Origin of the sequence: Serratia sp. LS-1 (genome assembly GCF_003719595.1) — a bacterium.
Lineage (GTDB): Bacteria > Pseudomonadota > Gammaproteobacteria > Enterobacterales > Enterobacteriaceae > Serratia > Serratia ureilytica.
On record NZ_CP033504.1, the window covers coordinates 3690375 to 3707448 of the forward strand.

General features: G+C 61.8%; 18 protein-coding genes. 12 read left to right on the forward strand and 6 right to left on the reverse strand.

Going from position 1 to position 17074, the window contains the following annotated elements; all coding sequences use genetic code 11:
- Positions 1-43: 43 nt before the first annotated feature.
- Genes EDY99_RS17605 through EDY99_RS17615 form a run of 3 tightly spaced genes read right to left on the reverse strand, consistent with a single transcriptional unit; the run spans position 44 to position 4616 of the window.
- Positions 44-1279, reverse strand: coding sequence for a cytochrome c (locus EDY99_RS17605; RefSeq protein WP_042785361.1), 1236 nt, complete (start codon positions 1277-1279; stop codon positions 44-46).
- Positions 1276-1830, reverse strand: a complete 555-nt coding sequence (locus tag EDY99_RS17610; RefSeq protein ID WP_015379038.1) for a (2Fe-2S)-binding protein — start codon at positions 1828-1830, stop codon at positions 1276-1278. The genes EDY99_RS17605 and EDY99_RS17610 overlap by 4 nt, the downstream gene beginning before the upstream one ends.
- A complete protein-coding gene (locus tag EDY99_RS17615; protein WP_047573695.1) occupies positions 1827-4616 on the reverse strand; it encodes a xanthine dehydrogenase family protein molybdopterin-binding subunit in 2790 nt (929 codons plus the stop codon). Before EDY99_RS17615 ends, EDY99_RS17610 begins: the two co-directional genes overlap by 4 nt.
- A gap of 208 nt (positions 4617-4824) precedes the next feature.
- On the opposite strand from EDY99_RS17615, the gene EDY99_RS17620 reads away from it, so the two are divergent.
- Both EDY99_RS17620 and EDY99_RS17625 read left to right on the forward strand, forming a co-directional pair.
- Positions 4825-5409 carry an NTP transferase domain-containing protein gene (locus EDY99_RS17620; protein ID WP_047573692.1) on the forward strand — a complete coding sequence of 195 codons (585 nt, stop codon included), beginning with the start codon at positions 4825-4827 and terminating at the stop codon, positions 5407-5409.
- An 8-nt stretch (positions 5410-5417) separates the two neighbouring features.
- The gene (locus EDY99_RS17625; RefSeq protein WP_047573689.1) at positions 5418-6470 is read left to right on the forward strand and encodes an XdhC family protein; all 1053 of its coding nucleotides are present in this window, start codon (positions 5418-5420) and stop codon (positions 6468-6470) included.
- Here the strand turns inward: EDY99_RS17625 and EDY99_RS17630 are convergent.
- Together EDY99_RS17630 and fumA are read right to left on the reverse strand one after the other, a co-directional pair.
- Positions 6394-7260, reverse strand: coding sequence for a helix-turn-helix domain-containing protein (locus EDY99_RS17630; RefSeq protein WP_033644684.1), 867 nt, complete (start codon positions 7258-7260; stop codon positions 6394-6396). The genes EDY99_RS17625 and EDY99_RS17630 overlap by 77 nt on opposite strands.
- A 151-nt stretch (positions 7261-7411) precedes the next feature.
- Complete coding sequence (gene fumA, locus EDY99_RS17635; protein ID WP_033644683.1) at positions 7412-9058, reverse strand: class I fumarate hydratase FumA; 1647 nt, start codon at positions 9056-9058, stop codon at positions 7412-7414.
- 349 nt (positions 9059-9407) lie between these two features.
- Between fumA and EDY99_RS17640 the strand changes: the two genes are divergently transcribed.
- From EDY99_RS17640 to ruvX, 6 genes are all read left to right on the forward strand, one after another.
- Positions 9408-9920 carry a SprT family zinc-dependent metalloprotease gene (locus tag EDY99_RS17640; RefSeq protein WP_033651326.1) on the forward strand — a complete coding sequence of 171 codons (513 nt, stop codon included), beginning with the start codon at positions 9408-9410 and terminating at the stop codon, positions 9918-9920.
- 101 nt (positions 9921-10021) lie between these two features.
- Positions 10022-10717, forward strand: coding sequence for a deoxyribonuclease I (endA, locus tag EDY99_RS17645; RefSeq protein ID WP_033644681.1), 696 nt, complete (start codon positions 10022-10024; stop codon positions 10715-10717).
- A 69-nt stretch (positions 10718-10786) separates the two neighbouring features.
- Positions 10787-11518, forward strand: coding sequence for a 16S rRNA (uracil(1498)-N(3))-methyltransferase (rsmE, locus tag EDY99_RS17650; protein ID WP_123061964.1), 732 nt, complete (start codon positions 10787-10789; stop codon positions 11516-11518).
- Between the two features lie 10 nt (positions 11519-11528).
- Complete coding sequence (gene gshB, locus EDY99_RS17655) at positions 11529-12479, forward strand: glutathione synthase (RefSeq protein ID WP_033651325.1); 951 nt, start codon at positions 11529-11531, stop codon at positions 12477-12479.
- A gap of 147 nt (positions 12480-12626) precedes the next feature.
- On the forward strand, positions 12627-13190 hold the full coding sequence (locus EDY99_RS17660) for a YqgE/AlgH family protein (RefSeq protein ID WP_004937452.1): 564 nt from the start codon (positions 12627-12629) through the stop codon (positions 13188-13190).
- On the forward strand, positions 13190-13612 hold the full coding sequence (gene ruvX, locus EDY99_RS17665) for a Holliday junction resolvase RuvX (protein ID WP_015379046.1): 423 nt from the start codon (positions 13190-13192) through the stop codon (positions 13610-13612). Before EDY99_RS17660 ends, ruvX begins: the two co-directional genes overlap by 1 nt.
- Here ruvX and EDY99_RS17670 read toward each other — a convergent pair.
- Positions 13609-14631: a type IV pilus twitching motility protein PilT gene (locus EDY99_RS17670; protein ID WP_046687801.1), complete on the reverse strand. Its 1023-nt coding sequence runs from the start codon at positions 14629-14631 to the stop codon at positions 13609-13611. The two genes, ruvX and EDY99_RS17670, sit on opposite strands and share 4 nt — an antisense overlap.
- 20 nt (positions 14632-14651) lie before the next feature.
- Between EDY99_RS17670 and EDY99_RS17675 the strand changes: the two genes are divergently transcribed.
- From EDY99_RS17675 to yggU, 4 genes are read left to right on the forward strand one after another with little or no spacing between them, the layout of a single operon-like run.
- The gene (locus tag EDY99_RS17675) at positions 14652-15359 is read left to right on the forward strand and encodes a YggS family pyridoxal phosphate-dependent enzyme (RefSeq protein WP_089197424.1); all 708 of its coding nucleotides are present in this window, start codon (positions 14652-14654) and stop codon (positions 15357-15359) included.
- 19 nt (positions 15360-15378) lie between these two features.
- Positions 15379-16200 carry a pyrroline-5-carboxylate reductase gene (gene proC / locus EDY99_RS17680; protein ID WP_122004408.1) on the forward strand — a complete coding sequence of 274 codons (822 nt, stop codon included), beginning with the start codon at positions 15379-15381 and terminating at the stop codon, positions 16198-16200.
- Between the two features lie 31 nt (positions 16201-16231).
- Positions 16232-16786 (forward strand): YggT family protein, encoded by a 555-nt coding sequence (locus EDY99_RS17685; RefSeq protein ID WP_033644671.1) that lies wholly within the window; start codon positions 16232-16234, stop codon positions 16784-16786.
- On the forward strand, positions 16783-17073 hold the full coding sequence (gene yggU, locus EDY99_RS17690; RefSeq protein ID WP_004948014.1) for a DUF167 family protein YggU: 291 nt from the start codon (positions 16783-16785) through the stop codon (positions 17071-17073). The genes EDY99_RS17685 and yggU overlap by 4 nt, the downstream gene beginning before the upstream one ends.
- The last annotated feature ends 1 nt before the right edge of the window (position 17074 follow it).

Sequence of the window (17074 nt, forward strand, 5' to 3'; positions counted from 1 at the left end):
AATGGCCCGCAGATGCGGGCCATTTTTTTCGTCTGAACGCCGCTTACTTGCGCAGCGCTTTCACCTGCTCGGCGGTGACGTCCGCCGGCAAACCGCCCCAGGTCACCCGCAGGTAGTTTACCAGTTCCGCCACGTCGGCATCGCTCAGACGCTCGCCGAAGCCCGGCATGCTCTGCATGCTTTCACCGTTCGGGAACTGCTGGGCCGGCAGGCCGTCCAGCACCGACACGATCAGGTTCTTGCCGTCCGCCTGGCGCAGCGTGGCGTTATCGCGCATCGCCGGTGCGACGTGCGGTTTGCCTTCGCCTTCGCGCGCATGGCAGCCGGCGCACTGATCCAGATAGGTCATGCGCCCGGCATCGCTGCCCTGGCCCATTTTCACCGGCACCGCCGCCGGCGGCTGCTCGCCCATCAGATACAGCGCCAGCGCCTGATGATCTTCCGGCGTCAAATGACGGGTGCTGAGATCCACCACCATATGCATCTCACTGAAGGCCGAACCCTGCGGCGCGAGGCCGGTGCCGAGGAAGCGGCTGACGTCCTGCGGCGTCCAGCCGCGCTGCGCCAAGCCGTGCGGCGTAATGTCCGGCGCCATGAAGCGGCCGAGATCGCCGCCCTGCATCGGCTTGCCGAGATCCATCTGCCCCAGCGCGCCGCGCGGCGTGTGACATTCGCCACAGTGGCCCAGCACATCGGCCAGATAGCGGCCGCGCTGCCATTGCGGCGAGCTGCCCTGCGAGCTGGCCGGCAGCGGATCCTGGCTGCGGAACAGCAGGTTCCAGCCGATCAGCGCCATGCGCTGGTTGAACGGGAACGGCATCTCGTTGGCCGGAATGGCCACGTCCACCGCCGGGCGCGTCATCAGGTAAGCGTAGATGTCATCGGCGTCCTGACGCGAAATGCCCTTGTACGAGGTGTAAGGCATCGCCGGGTACAGGTGCCGTCCGCCCGGCGCCACGCCCTGCGTCAGCGCCAGGAAGAAGTCGTCCTTGCTCCAGCGCCCGATGCCGTGGTCGGCCGACGGCGTCAGGTTGCTGCCGTAAATCGTGCCGAACGGCGTGTCCAGCGGATAGCCGCCGGCCAACGGCGCCCCGCCGCTGGCGGTATGGCAGGCGGCGCAGTCGGCGGCCTGCGCCAGATAGCGGCCGCGCGCGATCTGTTCGGCGCTGGCGGTCACCTGCTGCACCGGGCCGTCGTAACGGCGGTTTTCCCGCCACCACAACAGCGCAATCACCACGATCGCCACCAGCACAATCAACACTGCGAGACGTTTTTTCATTGCGCCGTCTCCTTCAGCAGGCCCGGCGTTTTCAGCACCACGTCGCGCACCGCTTCGTAGTAGCGCACGTAGCCGGTGCAGCGGCAGATGTGGCTGTCCAGCGCCTGCTCGATGGCGTTCTCCAGCTGATCGCGGGCGATCGGCTCACGCTTGAGCTTTTCCACGAAGATGGTGGCGGCGTTGACGAAACCTGGCGTGCAGTAGCCGCACTGGAAGCTGTAGTGCTCCAGAAACGCCTGCTGGATCGGCGACAGCTCAACCACCTCCCCCTGTTCGTCCACCCTGGCGTGGCCTTCGACGGTGCGCACTTTCTTGCCGTTGAAGAAATGCGCGCCGGTGATGCAGGTGCGCACCTCTTCGCTGGTGCCGCTCGGGTGATCGACAATAGCCACGCAGGCGTGGCAAATGCCCTGCCCGCAGCCGAGGCGCGAACCGGTCAAATCGAGATACTCGTGCAGGAAATCGATCATCATCAAGCCTTCCGGCACCTCGATCGGGCCGTACTGTTTCTCGTTGATGGTCAGGGAAATCGGCTGGGTTTTAATGCTCATTGTAATACCTCACGAATATTTTCTGCACGAACGGGCAAATCACGGAAACGGTGGCCGGTGGCGTCGGCAATGGCGTTGACCAGTGCGGCCACGATCGGGATCATCACCACTTCCGCCATGCCTTTCGGCGGATCGGTTTCCGACAGCGCCGGCAGGATGTCGCCGCTCTGTTTCCATACCGCCACGTCGCTGGCGCGCGGCAGGTGGTAACGGTTGAAGTTCCAGGTGCCGTTGCCCGGGCCGTCTTCGTACAGCGGTAAATATTCGTGCAGCGCATGGCCGATGCCCATCGCCAGCCCGCCCTGCAGTTGGCCGGAAACCAGTTCCGGCACGATCAGGTTGCCACACTCCATGATCGAGTGGTGATTCAGCAACTCCACCTGGCCAGTGGCGATATCCACCGCCACTTCCGCCAGCGTGCCGACGGCGCTGTAGTAGGTCACCGCCGCATTGTTGCGCTGGGTCGGCGGATAATAGACCTGCCCGCGCGCCAGCGGTTTGAATTCGCCGCCGGCGTTGCGCAGCGCCATGCCGTCGACCGGCAGGCGTTCGCTTTTGCCGTTCAACGTAAAATCGGCCTCCGCCCACTGCCAGCGGTTGAACACATGCACCGCCGCGCCGGTGACGCCGCCCATCTGATAAGCCGTCTTGGCCAGCAGCTCGAGGCTCAGCACCGACATGCCCGCCGCCGTCAGGCCGCCTTCGACCCAACGCGCATCTTCGCGCCGCACCACCAGCGGCGCTGCCTGGCCGCCGCCGATACCGGCCTGCCACAGCGCCATCGCCGCCGGCCACAGGCCGTGATCGAAGATCAGGCGCGCCGCTTCGCGGGTGCTGTGCGAGAAGTAATAGGCCGAGTTGCTGGCGCTCGACGGCGAACAGTAGCTCGGCGTCCAGTTGGGGTTGGTTTGCAGCTTATCCTGCTCTTCCTGCGACATCAGGTAAGGATCGCCGCTGGTGACCATCGGCAATACCGACCAGTCGGTGACCGAGAAGTGCGCTTCGTCGGCCGGTTTGCCCAGCCACTGCGCGCACAATACCGACTGCGAGGTCGACATGCCGGTGCCCATCTCCGCGCCGCTGTGATGCAGGGTGATGCGGCCGTCTTCGCTCAGCTCCACCCGGGCGAACGAGGTTTCCGCCCCGGTGCCGAAGTCTTTCTGCACGCAGCCGAAGCCGACGCCATAGCGCTTGCCGGGATGGCGGCTCTCAAACTCGGCCTTGCGTTCGGCGCGCTTGAGCCATATCTCATGCTTCGCCGCCTTTTCCAGCACTTCATCGGCGCGGATCGCACCGGCCGGGATCGCCCCCTGGGTGTTTTTCATGCCGGATTTCAGCACGTTGCGCAGGCGGAACTCGATCGGGTCAATCTTCAGCTCGGCGGCCAACTCATCCACCATCATCTCGGTGGCGGCCATGCTCTGCAGCGTGCCGTAACCGCGCGCCGAACCGGCGTCGATGGCGCGTGAAGCCAGCCCGACCGACGACAGATCGCTTTTCGGGAAGTAGTAAATCGACTGGGCGGCGGTTGCGCCGACCATCACCACCGAAGGGGTAAAGTTGCTGCGGCCGCCGCCGTCCGCGGTCATGTCACCGAGGAACGACTGCATGACGCCGGTCTGCTTATTCACCGCGATGCGGTAGTTCATGTCGAACGCGTGGCGCTTCAACGCCGTCTGGAACTGTTCGAAGCGATCGTTGGCCAGGCGCACCGGGTGGCCGTCGCCATACATCGCCGCCACCGCGCCGTAATACGGGAAGTTGTAGTGGTCTTTCGAGCCGTAGCCCACGGTATAGCACGGGTGCAGGATCAGCTGTTTCACCGGCGGATTGCGCTTGGCCAGCATGCGCGGCATCTCGTCGGCCACTTCCTGCGGCGACTGAGTCGGCACCACCAGATGCAGGGTTTGCGTCTGCGCGTCGAACCAGCCGTTGGCGTTGTCCGGCTCCAGCGCCGAGGTGTCTATCGACTGCGTGGTGTAGCGGCGCGACATTACCAGCCAGTCGGCCGGCGGATTCGCCAACTCGTCGGCGATCATCCCTGCATAGCGCATGCCTTCCTGATCCAGCTTGCCGCCCTCGCGCCCTTCCGGCCACACCGGCAGGTGTTTTTTCATCGACACCGGGAAGATCGGCGTGTCCTTCAGGCTGGAGAAACGATCGTCGTCGAACGGTTGTTCTCCCCCCACCCGCACATAGCGGAAGCTGCCCCAGGGATCGCGCTCGAGCGGGCCGGTCACCGCGCCGTATTTGATGGTTTCTTCGCGGAATTTCAGCTTGTCCTTGGCGAAGCGGAAACGGGCGAAGTCGTGATAGATCAGGATCGCCACCGCCTGGCCGAGGTAGGCCGGGGTTTTGCCGCTCGGCAGCAGCATGTCGTCACCGTAGAACGCCGGAAAGGCCAGGCCGTCGCGCGCCAGATCTTCCGCCGTCACCAGGCGATCCGGTTGCAGATCGTCCCCCAACAGCGACAGATCGACCCCTTCGAACAACCGGTCGGCTTTGGTCACGCGCAGAATGAAGGCGTGCGCCTGTTTCTGCGGCCAGTGCGGCATGTCCACCGCGCGGATATCGCGCGCGAACACCTTCTGCCCCATGACCTTGGCGCGGCCGTCGATACGGAAACGCACGCGCTTGGCCTGCGGATCCCAATTGGGCGACTGGAGGATTTTTTGCTCGAACAGCGCGGCGTAGGCGCGGCTGTACAGGGGCGCGAGGTACACGGATACCCCCGCAATCACGGCGCTTTTGATAAAGCGACGCCGCGACGGGTTGAAATTGCTCATAAATAAGTCCTTCACGTCTTTCTTGTAATTGGTTTTTGTTCGCGGTGTTGTTGCGCAAACGCTGACGACCTTGCCGTAGACGTCATAAGCATATGCTTATAACTAAAATTATGTGATGATTAACAGGCTGTTTTCAACAAAAAAACATTTGCAAAACACATAAGGTTTGTACGCTAATAAATAATTTGCGCAAACGCGGGCTTGAACCATGATCACGGGCATCATTATTACCGCCGCCGGACGCGGGGAGCGCTTTATTCGGGCCGGTGGCCAGGGCAACAAACTGAACGCCGGGTTTGCCGATGCGGCGGGCGAGCGGCGTTCGCTGTTCGAACACACCCTGCGCCAGGCGCTGGCTTCCGAGCTGCCGGTGCAGGTGGTGACCCGTCCGGATAATCTGCCGGTGCTGGCAGCCTGCGCCGCCAATCAGGTGCCGGTTACCCTGCTCGCCAGCGCGGGCCTCGGCGACTCGATCGCCGCAGGCGTTGCGGCCACGCCGCACTGGCAAGGCTGGCTGATCCATCTGGCCGATATGCCGTTCGTCGGCGCCGACGTTTTCCGGCAGGTGGCGAGCGCCTTACGGCAACACGCGATCGTACGCCCCAGCTATGCGCAACAGCCCGGTCACCCGGTCGGCTTTTCCGCCCTATTGCGCAAACAACTTTGCCAACTGCGCGGCGATAATGGCGCCCGTGGGCTGCTGCAAGGCGCAGCGGTGCACCTGTTGCCACTTGAGCACCCCGGCGTCGTGCAGGATATTGATCTTCCATCGCAACTTCCGGCCAGCGAGTAAATTCACCTATGCAACATCTTGATGTCACCGTGGTCAGCCAGGCGATAAGCTGGCTGCAACACCAGCCGGTCTGGTTATGCACCGTCCTCAGCACCTATGGTTCTTCGCCGCGCTCGCCGGGCGCGCTGATGGCGGCGACCCGCGACGGCCGCTACAGCGGTTCGTTGTCGGGCGGGTGCGTGGAGGAGGACTTTCTGCGCCGCGTGGCCGCCGGGGAGTATCAGGCGGCCAGCCAGGTGATCCGTTACGGCGAAGGCGGTATGACGCCCAACGTGGCGCTGCCGTGCGGCGGCGTGCTGGACGTGCTGATCGAGTATCTGCCGGCGGGAGAAGCCAGCGTCGCTTACCTGCGACGCATCGCCGGCGCGCTGGAAGGGCATCACGCGTTGATCAAACGCCTGACGCTGCCCCACGCCTGCCACAGCCTCGAGCAGAGTCATTTCACCAGCGCCACCCAGGTGGAACGCCGGCTCGAACAGATTACCCTGCATATCGCGGCCGCGCCGCGCCTGCTGATCGCCGGGCTGTCCAGCGTGGCGCTGTACTGCGCCGATTTCGCCGTGGCGCTGGGGTTTGAGGTGCTGGTGTGCGAGAATCGCCCGGAGGCGCTGGATAACTTCGCCGCCGAGTTAAAACCGGGCGTGACGCTGCTGCGCCAGTTTCCGGCCAAGTTCATTGAGGACGGCGGTTGCCACGCCAATACCGCCGTCGTGGCGCTGACCCACGATCCGCGTATGGACGATCTGACGTTGATGGAAGCGATCCACACTCCGGCGTTTTACATCGGCGCCATGGGATCGCTGAGAAACAGCGCGCGGCGGCGCCAGCGGTTGCAGCAGATTGCCGAATTCACGCCGCAGGAGTTGGAACGCATCCATGCGCCGATCGGCCTGCCGCTGGGCAGCAAAACGCCGGCGGAGATCGCCCTGGCGGTGATGGCGGCGATCGTGCAGCAGAAAAACCGGCGGCCGGCCGCCGACGGGATCAGTGCAGCGGCACCACCGGCACCAGATGCTGCAGCTCCAGATGCAGCTCCTCTTTCCCGCTCAGCGAATAGCTGAACACCGTCATGTCCGGCCCGTCACCGCGGGCCAGCCCCATTTCGGGCAGCACCTGCGTGTAAATTTTAATGATGTGATCATTGAGCGCCACCGGCTTGCCGGAATAGCGAAAACGGCAAAACTCGCCGTGGATCTCCGGCAGCGGCTCCAGCGCCACGCCTTCACGCAGCGGATAGTCCGTCGTCACGCCCAGGGTATAGTCGACCCTGACCCGCTCGCCGTCCGGCACCAGTTGGGTAAACGAATAGGTTTGCGTCGGGCGCTCGCCCAACAAGGTGTAAAACTGCGCCCGCAGCGCGCTGCGCTGCGGCAAATGCGACTTATCCAACCTCTCTATGTCCAGGTGGTAAGCGTACTGCTTGCCGTGAAAAGCGTATTGCCCTCTGGCGATGCTGACGCGTTCAACCTCAATATCGCCGGGCTGGCTGGCCGCGAGTGAACGCACCAGATTGCTGAAGTCCTGTTTGCGGGCATGACGATAGACGCTGGGCGACTCGGCGAAGTGTTTCTTGAAACAGCGCGAGAACGTCTGCTGATTATCGAATTGATATTCAACCGAAATGTCCAGAATGCTCTTCTGCGTGAAGCGCAAGGCGAAGGCGGCGAGGTAGAGGCGACGAGCGCGGATGTAGGAGGCTAACGATAATCCGGTCTGCTTCTTGAACATGCGCTGCAGGTACCATTTCGTATAGCCTGACTTGGCGGAAACGATATCCAACGACAGCGGATTGGTCAGGTTGTCTTCAATCCAGACCAGCAATTCCCTGATGTGACTTTCCTGCGTACCCATGTGCTTGCCGAACCTTATGTTACCGATATTCCATTAGTCGAATTTTAGTGCTATCCGCGTAGGGTATACAGGTTAAAACTCGCCGTCCAGCAAGCTACAGGACTTTACACAGTCCCCCTTCACCGCCCGCGAGCGGCGAAGGGGGCAACGCTTATTTCAGGCAGCTGGCGCACTGACCGGCCTGGATCTTCTGGAAGAAGTCATTGCCTTTGTCATCCACCAGGATAAACGCCGGGAAATCTTCCACTTCGATTTTCCAGATCGCTTCCATGCCCAATTCAGGGTACTCCACGCACTCCAGGCTCTTGATGCTCTGCTGCGCCAGCACCGCCGCCGGGCCGCCGATGCTGCCGAGGTAGAAGCCGCCGTGCTTGTGGCAGGCATCCGTCACCTGCTGGCTGCGGTTGCCTTTCGCCAGCATGATCATGCTGCCGCCGTGAGATTGCAGCAGGTCGACGTAGGAATCCATACGCCCGGCGGTGGTCGGCCCCAAGGAACCGGACGCATAGCCTTCCGGCGTTTTAGCCGGGCCGGCGTAGTAGATCGGGTGATCCTTGACGTACTGCGGCAGGCCCTCACCGCGATCCAGGCGCTCTTTCAGCTTGGCGTGCGCGATATCGCGGCCAACGATGATGGTGCCGCTCAGCGACAGGCGGGTGGAAACCGGGTACTGCGACAGCTGTTTGAGGATCTCGGCCATCGGACGGTTGAGATCGACCTTGATCGCCTCGCCTTCCCCGGCCTGGCGCAGCTCCTGAGGAATGAATTTACCCGGATTGTGCTCCAGTTTTTCCAGCCAGATGCCGTCGCGGTTAATCTTGCCTTTGATGTTGCGGTCCGCCGAACAGGAAACGCCCATGCCGACCGGGCAGGAGGCGCCGTGGCGCGGCAGACGCACGACGCGGATATCATGCGCGAAGTATTTGCCGCCGAACTGTGCGCCCAGCCCCAGGTTCTGCGCTTCTTGCAGCAGTTCCGCTTCGAGTTCCAGATCGCGGAACGCCTGGCCATGCTCGTTGCCTTCGGTCGGCAGGCCATCGTAATACTTGGTCGAGGCCAGCTTGACGGTTTTCAGCGTCGCTTCCGCCGAGGTGCCGCCGATGACGAACGCCACGTGGTACGGCGGGCAGGCCGCAGTGCCCAGCGTGCGCATCTTGTCGACCAGGTAGTTTTTCAGCTTGCCCGGCGACAGCAGCGCCTTGGTTTCCTGATACAGATAGGTTTTGTTGGCTGAACCGCCGCCCTTGGCGATGCACAGGAACTTGTACTCTTCGCCGTCCACGCTGTAGAGATCGATCTGCGCCGGCAGGTTGCTGCCGGTATTGACCTCTTTGTACATATCCAGCGCGGCGTTCTGCGAATAGCGCAGGTTCTCTTCGATGTAGGTGTTGTACACCCCACGCGACAACGCTTCTTCATCGCCGCCGCCGGTCCAGACGCGCTGGCCCTTTTTGCCGACGATGATCGCCGTGCCGGTGTCCTGGCAGGTCGGTAAAATACCCTTGGCGGCGATTTCTGAGTTACGCAGAAATTGCAGCGCAACGTACTTGTCGTTTTCGCTGGCGTCCGGATCTTTGAGGATATCGGCCACCTGCTGTTGGTGCGCCGGGCGCAGCATGAACGACGCGTCGTGGAACGCATGCTGGGCAAGCAGGGTTAACGCTTCAGGGGCAACTTTCAGTATTTCCTGGCCTTCAAACTCGCTCACGGAAACGTGGTCGCGGCTCAGCAGGTAATATTCGGTATCGTCTTTCTTCAGCGGGAACGGATCTTGATAGTGGAACGGTTTATTCGACATTGATCTCTCACTTGCAACATCAGCTGCGTTAAATTCACACTTGCGGCGCGCGAGGCGGCGCCTTGTCAAAAAACTGCCTTCACCTTACGTATTTTTAATCAGTCAGTTATTGCGCCAAATCGCAAAATAACCGCTCTTTGCGTAAGGGATTGCCACAGGCGGCGTTTCAACCTTGCTCGGTGAGAACTGCGGGTACAGGCTCATCATGCACGCTTTATTATCCCGCAGTTAACACATTGATTACAATCCATCGGTGGCGATCGCTTTATCAATGTGGCGAAAAAGCGCCGGATGCGATTTGCGCCGGTGCGTATTGTCAGCCGCCGCGCCATTGCTTAAGCTAGCCGCAATGAACAAACCGAGAATCCCCATCGCGCTGCAACAAGCGGTGATGCGCTGCCTGCGAGAAAAGCTGCAGTTGGCCCGCCGGCATTTTGCCGTCGAGTTCCCCGAACCCAGCATCGTCTATCAGCAACGCGGCACCAGCGCGGGCACCGCCTGGCTGCAAAGCTGGGAAATCCGCCTGAACCCGGTGCTGCTGCTGGAAAACCAACAGCCGTTTATCGATGAAGTGGTGCCGCACGAACTGGCGCACCTGCTGGTGTTTCGCCAATTCGGCCGGGTGGCGCCGCACGGCCGCGAATGGCGCTGGATGATGGAAAGCGTGCTGCTGACGCCCGCCAGCCGCACTCACCGTTTCGAAACCGCCTCGGTACAAAGCAAGACCTTCCCCTACCGCTGCGCCTGTGGGCAGCACCCGCTCACCATTCGCCGCCATAACCGCGTGCTGCGCGGCGAAAGTGAATACCGCTGCCGCCGGTGCGGCGAAAAACTGAAATTTCTTGCTAGCGAGAACCTTTAGTTAAACGATTTATACGTTAAAACAAGCAAATATCGCCATTTGCCACTGCCGGCAAGTTCCGTTACCCTGCCTGCTTTTCCAATTTTGAGCTGTTTTGGAATATGCTTCGCAGAATTTTGTTTATGGCGGTTTTCGCCGCAGGCGCCGTACAGGCGCACGGCATCAATAACTTCTCTCAGGCCAAAGCGGCGGCGGCCAAGATTAACCGGGATGCGCCGGGCAGCTTTTACTGCGGCTGCCGCATCGACTGGCAAGGCAAGAAGGGCATCCCGGATCTCGCCGGCTGCGGCTATCAGGTGCGTAAAAACGCCCAGCGCGCGCAGCGCATCGAGTGGGAACACGTGGTGCCGGCCTGGCAGTTCGGCCACCAACTGCAGTGCTGGCAAGACGGCGGACGCAAAAACTGCAATAAGGACGCCACCTATCGCCAGATAGAAACCGATCTGCACAACCTGCAGCCGGCGATCGGCGAAGTGAACGGCGACCGCAACAACTTCATGTACAGCCAATGGAACGGCGGCGCAGGCCAATACGGGCAGTGCCCAATGAAGGTGGACTTCAAGAATAAACAGGCGGAGCCGCCCGCCCGCGCCCGCGGCGCCATTGCCCGCACCTACTTCTACATGCGCGATCGCTACCAGCTGCGGCTGTCACGCCAGCAAACCCAACTGTTCGAGGTGTGGAACCGGCAATATCCGGTGAGCCAATGGGAATGTCAGCGTGAAGCACGTATCGCCAAGGTGCAGGGCAACCACAACCCCTATATTCAACAGGCTTGTCAGCAGCGGAAAAGCTAACCTACTATAGCCTTTATCTTTCATGGCGCCGCCAACCCGCGGCGCCGTTTCGTCAGGATCAGACTACCCATGCGCATACCCCGCATTTACCATCCGCTGCCGTTGACCGACCGGGCGGAGATCGCCCTCAGCGAGGACGCCGCCAACCACGTCGGGCGCGTGCTGCGCATGAGCGCCGGCCAGGCGCTGCAGCTGTTCGACGGCAGCAACCAGGTGTTCGACGCCGAGATAGTCCGGGTGGACAAAAAGAGCGTGCTGGTGCGCCTTGGCGACGCCCGCGTGGAGGACATCGAATCGCCGCTCAACCTGCATCTGGGCCAGGTGATCTCGCGCGGCGAGAAGATGGAGTTCACCATCCAGAAATCCATCGAGCTGGGCGTCAACGTCATCACCCCGCTGTTTTCCGAGCGCTGCGGCGTCAAGTTGGACGGCGAGCGTCTGGCGAAGAAAATCCAACAATGGCAGAAGATCGCCATCGCCGCCTGCGAACAGTGCGGACGCAACCGCATTCCCGAAATCCGCGAGGCGATGTCGCTGGAGGCCTGGTGCGCCGAGCAGGACGGCAGCCTGAAACTCAACCTGCACCCGCGCGCCAGCCACAGCATCAACACGCTGCCGCAGCCGGTAGACCGCGTTCGCCTGCTGATCGGCCCGGAAGGCGGTTTGTCCGCCGACGAAATCGCCATGACCACCGACCACGGATTTACTGATATTCTGCTGGGACCACGCGTTCTGCGTACCGAAACCACAGCGCTCACCGCCATTACCGCTCTGCAGGTCCGCTTCGGCGACCTGGGTTAAAGGAGAAAAGATGATTAAGCTCGGCATCGTGATGGATCCTATCGATTCCATCAACATCAAGAAAGACACCAGCTTCGCCATGCTGCTCGAAGCGCAGCGCCGCGGTTACGAATTGCACTACATGGAGATGAACGATCTCTATCTGCACGCCGGTGACGGGCGCGCCCGCACCCGCCTGCTGAGCGTGAAGGAAGACAAGGAGAGCTGGTTCAGCTTCGGCGCCGAGCAGGATCTGGCGCTGCACGATCTGGACGTGATCCTGATGCGCAAGGATCCGCCGTTCGATACCGAATACATCTACGCGACCTACATTCTGGAACGCGCCGAAGTCAAAGGCACGCTGGTGGTCAACAAGCCGCAAAGCCTGCGTGACTGCAACGAAAAGCTGTTCACCGCCTGGTTCTCGGAACTGACGCCGGATACGCTGGTCAGCCGCAGCGCCGCGCACATCCGCAAATTCCACCAGCAGCACGGCGACATCATCCTGAAACCGCTGGACGGCATGGGCGGCGCGTCTATCTTCCGCGTGAAGCAGGACGATCCTAACCTGTCGGTGATCATCGAAACCCTGACCGAACACGGCAGCCGTTTCTGCATGGCGCAGAACTTCCTGCCGGCGATCAAGGACGGCGACAAGCGCATCCTGGTGGTGGACGGCGAGCCGGTGCCTTACTGCCTGGCGCGCATTCCGGCGCAGGGTGAGACCCGCGGCAACCTGGCGGCCGGCGGCCGCGGCGAAGCGCGCCCGCTGAGCGAAAGCGACTGGAAAATCGCCCGCGCCGTCGCCCCGACGCTGAAAGAGAAAGGGCTGATCTTCGTCGGCCTGGACGTGATCGGCGATCGCCTGACCGAAATCAACGTCACCAGCCCAACCTGCGCGCGCGAGATCGAGGCGGCATTCCCGATTTCGATTACCGGCATGCTGATGGACGCCATTGAAAAGCGCCTGGCGGCGAAGTAATGCGTCATGCGGGCGGCATGCCGCCCGCTATCCTGTATCGCGCCCGCCAAAGCCCGCCTTTCCGGCAGCGGCTTGAAAGGCGGCGGGTATAGCCGCATACTGGCGGCTGTTTATTTTCTCACCCATTGATTACCTTATACTAACGCCATGAATTTACAGCACCATTTTCTGATCGCCATGCCAACGCTGCAGGATCCTCGCTTCAAGCGCTCGGTGATTTACATTTGCGAGCACAATGAAGAAGGCGCCATGGGTTTGGTGATCAATAAACCGGTGGAGCAGTTCACGGTAGCCACGGTGCTGAGCAAGCTGAAGATCATGCCGCCTGCGCGCGATCCGGCCATCAGCCTGGACAAGCCGGTGTTCGCCGGCGGCCCCCTGGCGGACGATCGCGGATTTATCCTGCATACGCCGCGCCACGGCTTTGGCGCCAGCATTCAAATTTCCCCCAACACCATGATCACCACCTCGAAAGACGTGCTGGAAACGCTCGGCACGCCGGAGCAACCGGACGACGTGCTGGTGGCGCTGGGTTATGCGGGTTGGGAAAAGGGCCAGTTGGAGCAGGAAGTATTGGAAAACGCCTGGCTGACCATCGAAGCCAACACCGACATTTTGTTCCGCACGCCGATCGCCAGCCGCTGGCGCGAGGCGGGGAACCTTTTAGGTATCGACATTCGCAGCATCGCCAACCACGCAGGACACGCCTGATGAGTAACCGCACCATTATCGCCTTCGACTTTGGCACCAAAAGCATCGGCGCGGCCGTCGGCCAGGAGTTGACCGGCAGCGCCCGCGCCCTGCCGGCTTTCAAAGCGCAGGACGGTTCGCCGGACTGGCTGAAAATCGAAAAACTGCTGAAGGAGTGGCAGCCGGATTTGGTGGTGGTCGGCCTGCCGCTGAACATGGACGGCACCGAACAGCCCGTTACCGCCCAGGCGCGCAAGTTCGCCAACCGCCTGCACGGCCGCTTCGGCATCCAGATCGATCTGCATGACGAGCGTCTGAGCACCGTGGAGGCGCGCGCCAACCTGTTCGATCGCGGCGGCTTCCGCGCGCTTGATAAAGGCAGCGTGGATTCCGCCTCCGCGGTGGTTATCCTCGAAAGCTGGTTCGAACGGCAGCTGGGCTAAACGCCCGTTCCCTCCCCCGCGCAGTCCCCCAACACACCGGCGTCGATCCGCTGCTGCAAACCTTGCTCAAAGGTTTGCATGCCGGACTGCGCGCCGGTTTGCAACACGCTTGCCAACTGATGCGTTTTCCCTTCACGGATCAGGTTGCTGACCGCCGCCGTCGCCGTCAGCACTTCAAAGATCGCCACTCGTCCGCCGCCGGGGCGCCTCATCAGCTTTTGCGCGATCACCGCTTGCAGGCTGCCCGCCAGCTGGGCGCGCACGTAGGGTTTCTCTTCCGCCGGAAACACGTCCACCAGCCGTTCTACCGCCTGCGGCGCGCTGCGGGTATGCAGCGTCGCCAGCACCAGGTGGCCGGTCTCCGCCGCAGTGAGCGCCAGCCGGATGGTGGCGGTATCGCGCAGCTCGCCCAGCAGGATCACATCCGGATCTTCGCGCAGCGCGGCGCGCAACGCCGCATCGAAGCTGTGGCTGTCGCGGCCGATCTCCCGCTGCTGGATCAGCGATCGCCGGCTGCGGTGCAGGAACTCGATCGGATCTTCCAGCGTCAAAATATGCCGCTGCTGGTGCCGGTTGATCTCGTCGATCATCGCCGCCAGCGTGGTGGACTTGCCGCTGCCGGTGGCGCCGGTGACCAGGATCAATCCGTCGGCGCGCCGCAGCAGCGCCGGGACGATGGCCGGCGCCGCCAGCTCGGCAAGCGAAGGCGATTGCCCGGCGATACGCCGCAACGCGAGAGAAATCCCCGCGCTTTGTTGAAAAACGTTGGCGCGCAACCGCTCCCCGCTCGGCCTGTGCAACGCCAGATCGACCTGCCCCAGCCGCCGCAGGCTCTCGCGCTGCTGCGCATTCAGCAATCCATCGCAGAGGGCCTGCACGCCTTGCGCCGTCAGCGTTGGCGCCGCCGCCAGCGGCTGCAGTTCACCGTCGATGCGCAACATCGGCGGATGACCGGCACAAAGGTGCAGATCGGAAGCATTATGCTTTACACTAAGGGCCACGAATTCATCGATATCCATATCACTCTCCCGGGTCAATAATGAGCACTATCCAACAGAACCTGCAGGATGTCAGAAACCGCATCGCGGCCGCCGCGCAAAACTGCGCGCGGACGCCGGAAGACGTTGCTCTGCTTGCAGTCAGCAAAACCAAACCTGTGGCGGCGATCGAAGAAGCCATCGCCGCCGGCCAGCGCGCCTTCGGCGAGAACTACGTGCAGGAAGGGGTAGACAAGATCCGGCATTTCGCCGAGTCGTCGCAGGGCGGTGAGTTGGTGTGGCACTTTATCGGCCCGCTGCAATCCAATAAGAGTCGGCTGGTGGCGGAACATTTCGCCTGGTGTCATACCGTGGATCGGCTGCGCATCGCCCAGCGTCTGAGCGATCAGCGCCCGGCCGACATGCCGCCGCTCAACGTGCTGATTCAAATCAACATCAGCGATGAGCAGAGCAAATCCGGCATCGCGTTGAACGAACTGCCGGCGTTGGCCGACGCGATCGCGGCGCTGCCGAATCTGGCGCTGCGCGGCCTGATGGCCATCCCGGCGCCGGAAACGGATTATCAGCGGCAGTTGGCGGTATTCAGCCGGATGAACGACGCATTTCTCGCCCTGCGTCAGCGTTATCCGCAGGCCGATACGCTGTCGATGGGCATGACGGACGACATGGCGGCGGCGATCGCCGCAGGCAGCACCCTGGTGCGCATCGGCACCGCAATTTTTGGCGCCCGCGACTACTCGCAGGCCTGACAAACAGACGAGGGATTTGATGCAACATCGCAAGATTACCTTTATCGGCGCCGGCAACATGGCGCGTGCAATCATCGCCGGCCTGGTCGCGGGCGGCTATCCGGCCAAATCCATCAGCGTCTGCGCCCCGTCGCCGAAAAACCGTGACGCGTTGGCGGCGGACTACGGCATCGTCAGCAGCGGCGACAACGTCGCCTGCGCGCGTGAAGCCGACGTCGTGGTGCTGGCGGTCAAACCGCAAATGATGGCCGACGTGTGTCAGCCGCTGCGCGAACAGGTCGATTTCGCCGGCAAACTGGTGCTGTCGATCGCCGCCGGCATTCAGGTCAGCCGTTTCTATCAGTTGCTCGGCGACCAACTGGACATCGTGCGCATCATGCCCAACACCCCGTCGCTGGTCGGCAAGGGCATGAGCGGGCTGTACGCGCCGGCGCAGGTCAGCCAACAGGATCGCGACTACACCGGCGATTTAATGGCCTCGGTCGGTAAAGTTTGCTGGGTAGATGACGAAAATGGCATCAACGGCGTGATCGCCGCTGCGGGCAGCGCCCCGGCTTATTTCTTCCTGTTTATGGAAGCGATGCAAAAAGAAGCCGAACGCATGGGCTTCGACAGCCAGACCGCGCGCGATCTGGTGCAGCAGGCCGCTACCGGCGCCGCCGCGCTGGTTGAAGCCAACCCGGATACGCCGCTGGGCACGCTGCGCGAGCAGGTGACCTCCAAAGGCGGCACCACCGCCGAAGCGCTGCGGGTGTTCAACGAACGCCAACTGCCGGAAACCGTGGCGCAAGCGATGCAGGCCGCCGTTTCCCGTGCGCAAGAAATGGAAAAATTATTTTAAATAACCCCGAGTTAAGGAGAAGGACCACTTCATGCTAACGCTGACTTTCCTGGTCAAGACCGTTATTGATCTATACGTGATGGTGCTGTTGCTGCGCATTTGGATGCAATGGACGCGCACCGATTTTTACAATCCGTTCTCGCAGTTTGTGGTGAAGATCACCCAACCGGTGGTCGGCCCGCTGCGCCGCATCATCCCTGCGCTTGGGCCTATCGACAGCGCTTCGCTGCTGCTGGCGTTCCTGCTGATGACCATCAAGTACCCGCTGCTGCTGCTGATACAAAGCCACGCGCTGTCGCTCAGCCCGTATAATCTGCTGTTCGGCCTGATCTCGCTGGTCAAGTCCGCCGGCTACCTGATCTTCTGGGTGATGATCATTCGTGCGCTGATGAGCTGGGTAAGCCAGGGCCGCAGCCCGATCGACTACGTGATGTACCAACTGACCGAACCGTTGATGGCGCCGATCCGTCGCATCATCCCGGCGATGGGCGGCATCGATTTTTCCGCCATGGTAGTGATCCTGATCCTCTATCTGATCAACTACCTGGGCATGGATGTGTTCGGCGAGATCTGGTTCCTGCTGTGAGTGCAGTCACTCCCGTGCTGGACGGGCTGGCGATCAGGCTATATATTCAGCCGAAAGCCAGCCGCGACCAAATTATCGGCTTGCATGGCGACGAGCTGAAAGTCGCCATCACCGCCCCGCCGGTCGACGGCCAAGCCAACGCCCATTTGATCAAGTTTATCGCCAAGCAGTTCAAAGTGGCGAAAAGCAACGTCACCATCGAGAAAGGCGAACTGGGGCGGCATAAACAGTTACGCATCGTGAATCCGCAACAGATCCCCGCCGTGGTCGCGGCGCTCATCGAATAAT

Coding starts and splice junctions, on each gene's coding strand:
- EDY99_RS17605 (WP_042785361.1), bottom strand. CDS start 1,279: ATGAAAAAACGTCTCGCAGTGTTGATTGTGCTGGTGGCGATCGTGGTG.
- EDY99_RS17610 (WP_015379038.1), bottom strand. CDS start 1,830: ATGAGCATTAAAACCCAGCCGATTTCCCTGACCATCAACGAGAAACAG.
- EDY99_RS17615 (WP_047573695.1), bottom strand. CDS start 4,616: ATGAGCAATTTCAACCCGTCGCGGCGTCGCTTTATCAAAAGCGCCGTG.
- EDY99_RS17620 (WP_047573692.1), top strand. CDS start 4,825: ATGATCACGGGCATCATTATTACCGCCGCCGGACGCGGGGAGCGCTTT.
- EDY99_RS17625 (WP_047573689.1), top strand. CDS start 5,418: ATGCAACATCTTGATGTCACCGTGGTCAGCCAGGCGATAAGCTGGCTG.
- EDY99_RS17630 (WP_033644684.1), bottom strand. CDS start 7,260: ATGGGTACGCAGGAAAGTCACATCAGGGAATTGCTGGTCTGGATTGAA.
- fumA (WP_033644683.1), bottom strand. CDS start 9,058: ATGTCGAATAAACCGTTCCACTATCAAGATCCGTTCCCGCTGAAGAAA.
- EDY99_RS17640 (WP_033651326.1), top strand. CDS start 9,408: ATGAACAAACCGAGAATCCCCATCGCGCTGCAACAAGCGGTGATGCGC.
- endA (WP_033644681.1), top strand. CDS start 10,022: ATGCTTCGCAGAATTTTGTTTATGGCGGTTTTCGCCGCAGGCGCCGTA.
- rsmE (WP_123061964.1), top strand. CDS start 10,787: ATGCGCATACCCCGCATTTACCATCCGCTGCCGTTGACCGACCGGGCG.
- gshB (WP_033651325.1), top strand. CDS start 11,529: ATGATTAAGCTCGGCATCGTGATGGATCCTATCGATTCCATCAACATC.
- EDY99_RS17660 (WP_004937452.1), top strand. CDS start 12,627: ATGAATTTACAGCACCATTTTCTGATCGCCATGCCAACGCTGCAGGAT.
- ruvX (WP_015379046.1), top strand. CDS start 13,190: ATGAGTAACCGCACCATTATCGCCTTCGACTTTGGCACCAAAAGCATC.
- EDY99_RS17670 (WP_046687801.1), bottom strand. CDS start 14,631: ATGGATATCGATGAATTCGTGGCCCTTAGTGTAAAGCATAATGCTTCC.
- EDY99_RS17675 (WP_089197424.1), top strand. CDS start 14,652: ATGAGCACTATCCAACAGAACCTGCAGGATGTCAGAAACCGCATCGCG.
- proC (WP_122004408.1), top strand. CDS start 15,379: ATGCAACATCGCAAGATTACCTTTATCGGCGCCGGCAACATGGCGCGT.
- EDY99_RS17685 (WP_033644671.1), top strand. CDS start 16,232: ATGCTAACGCTGACTTTCCTGGTCAAGACCGTTATTGATCTATACGTG.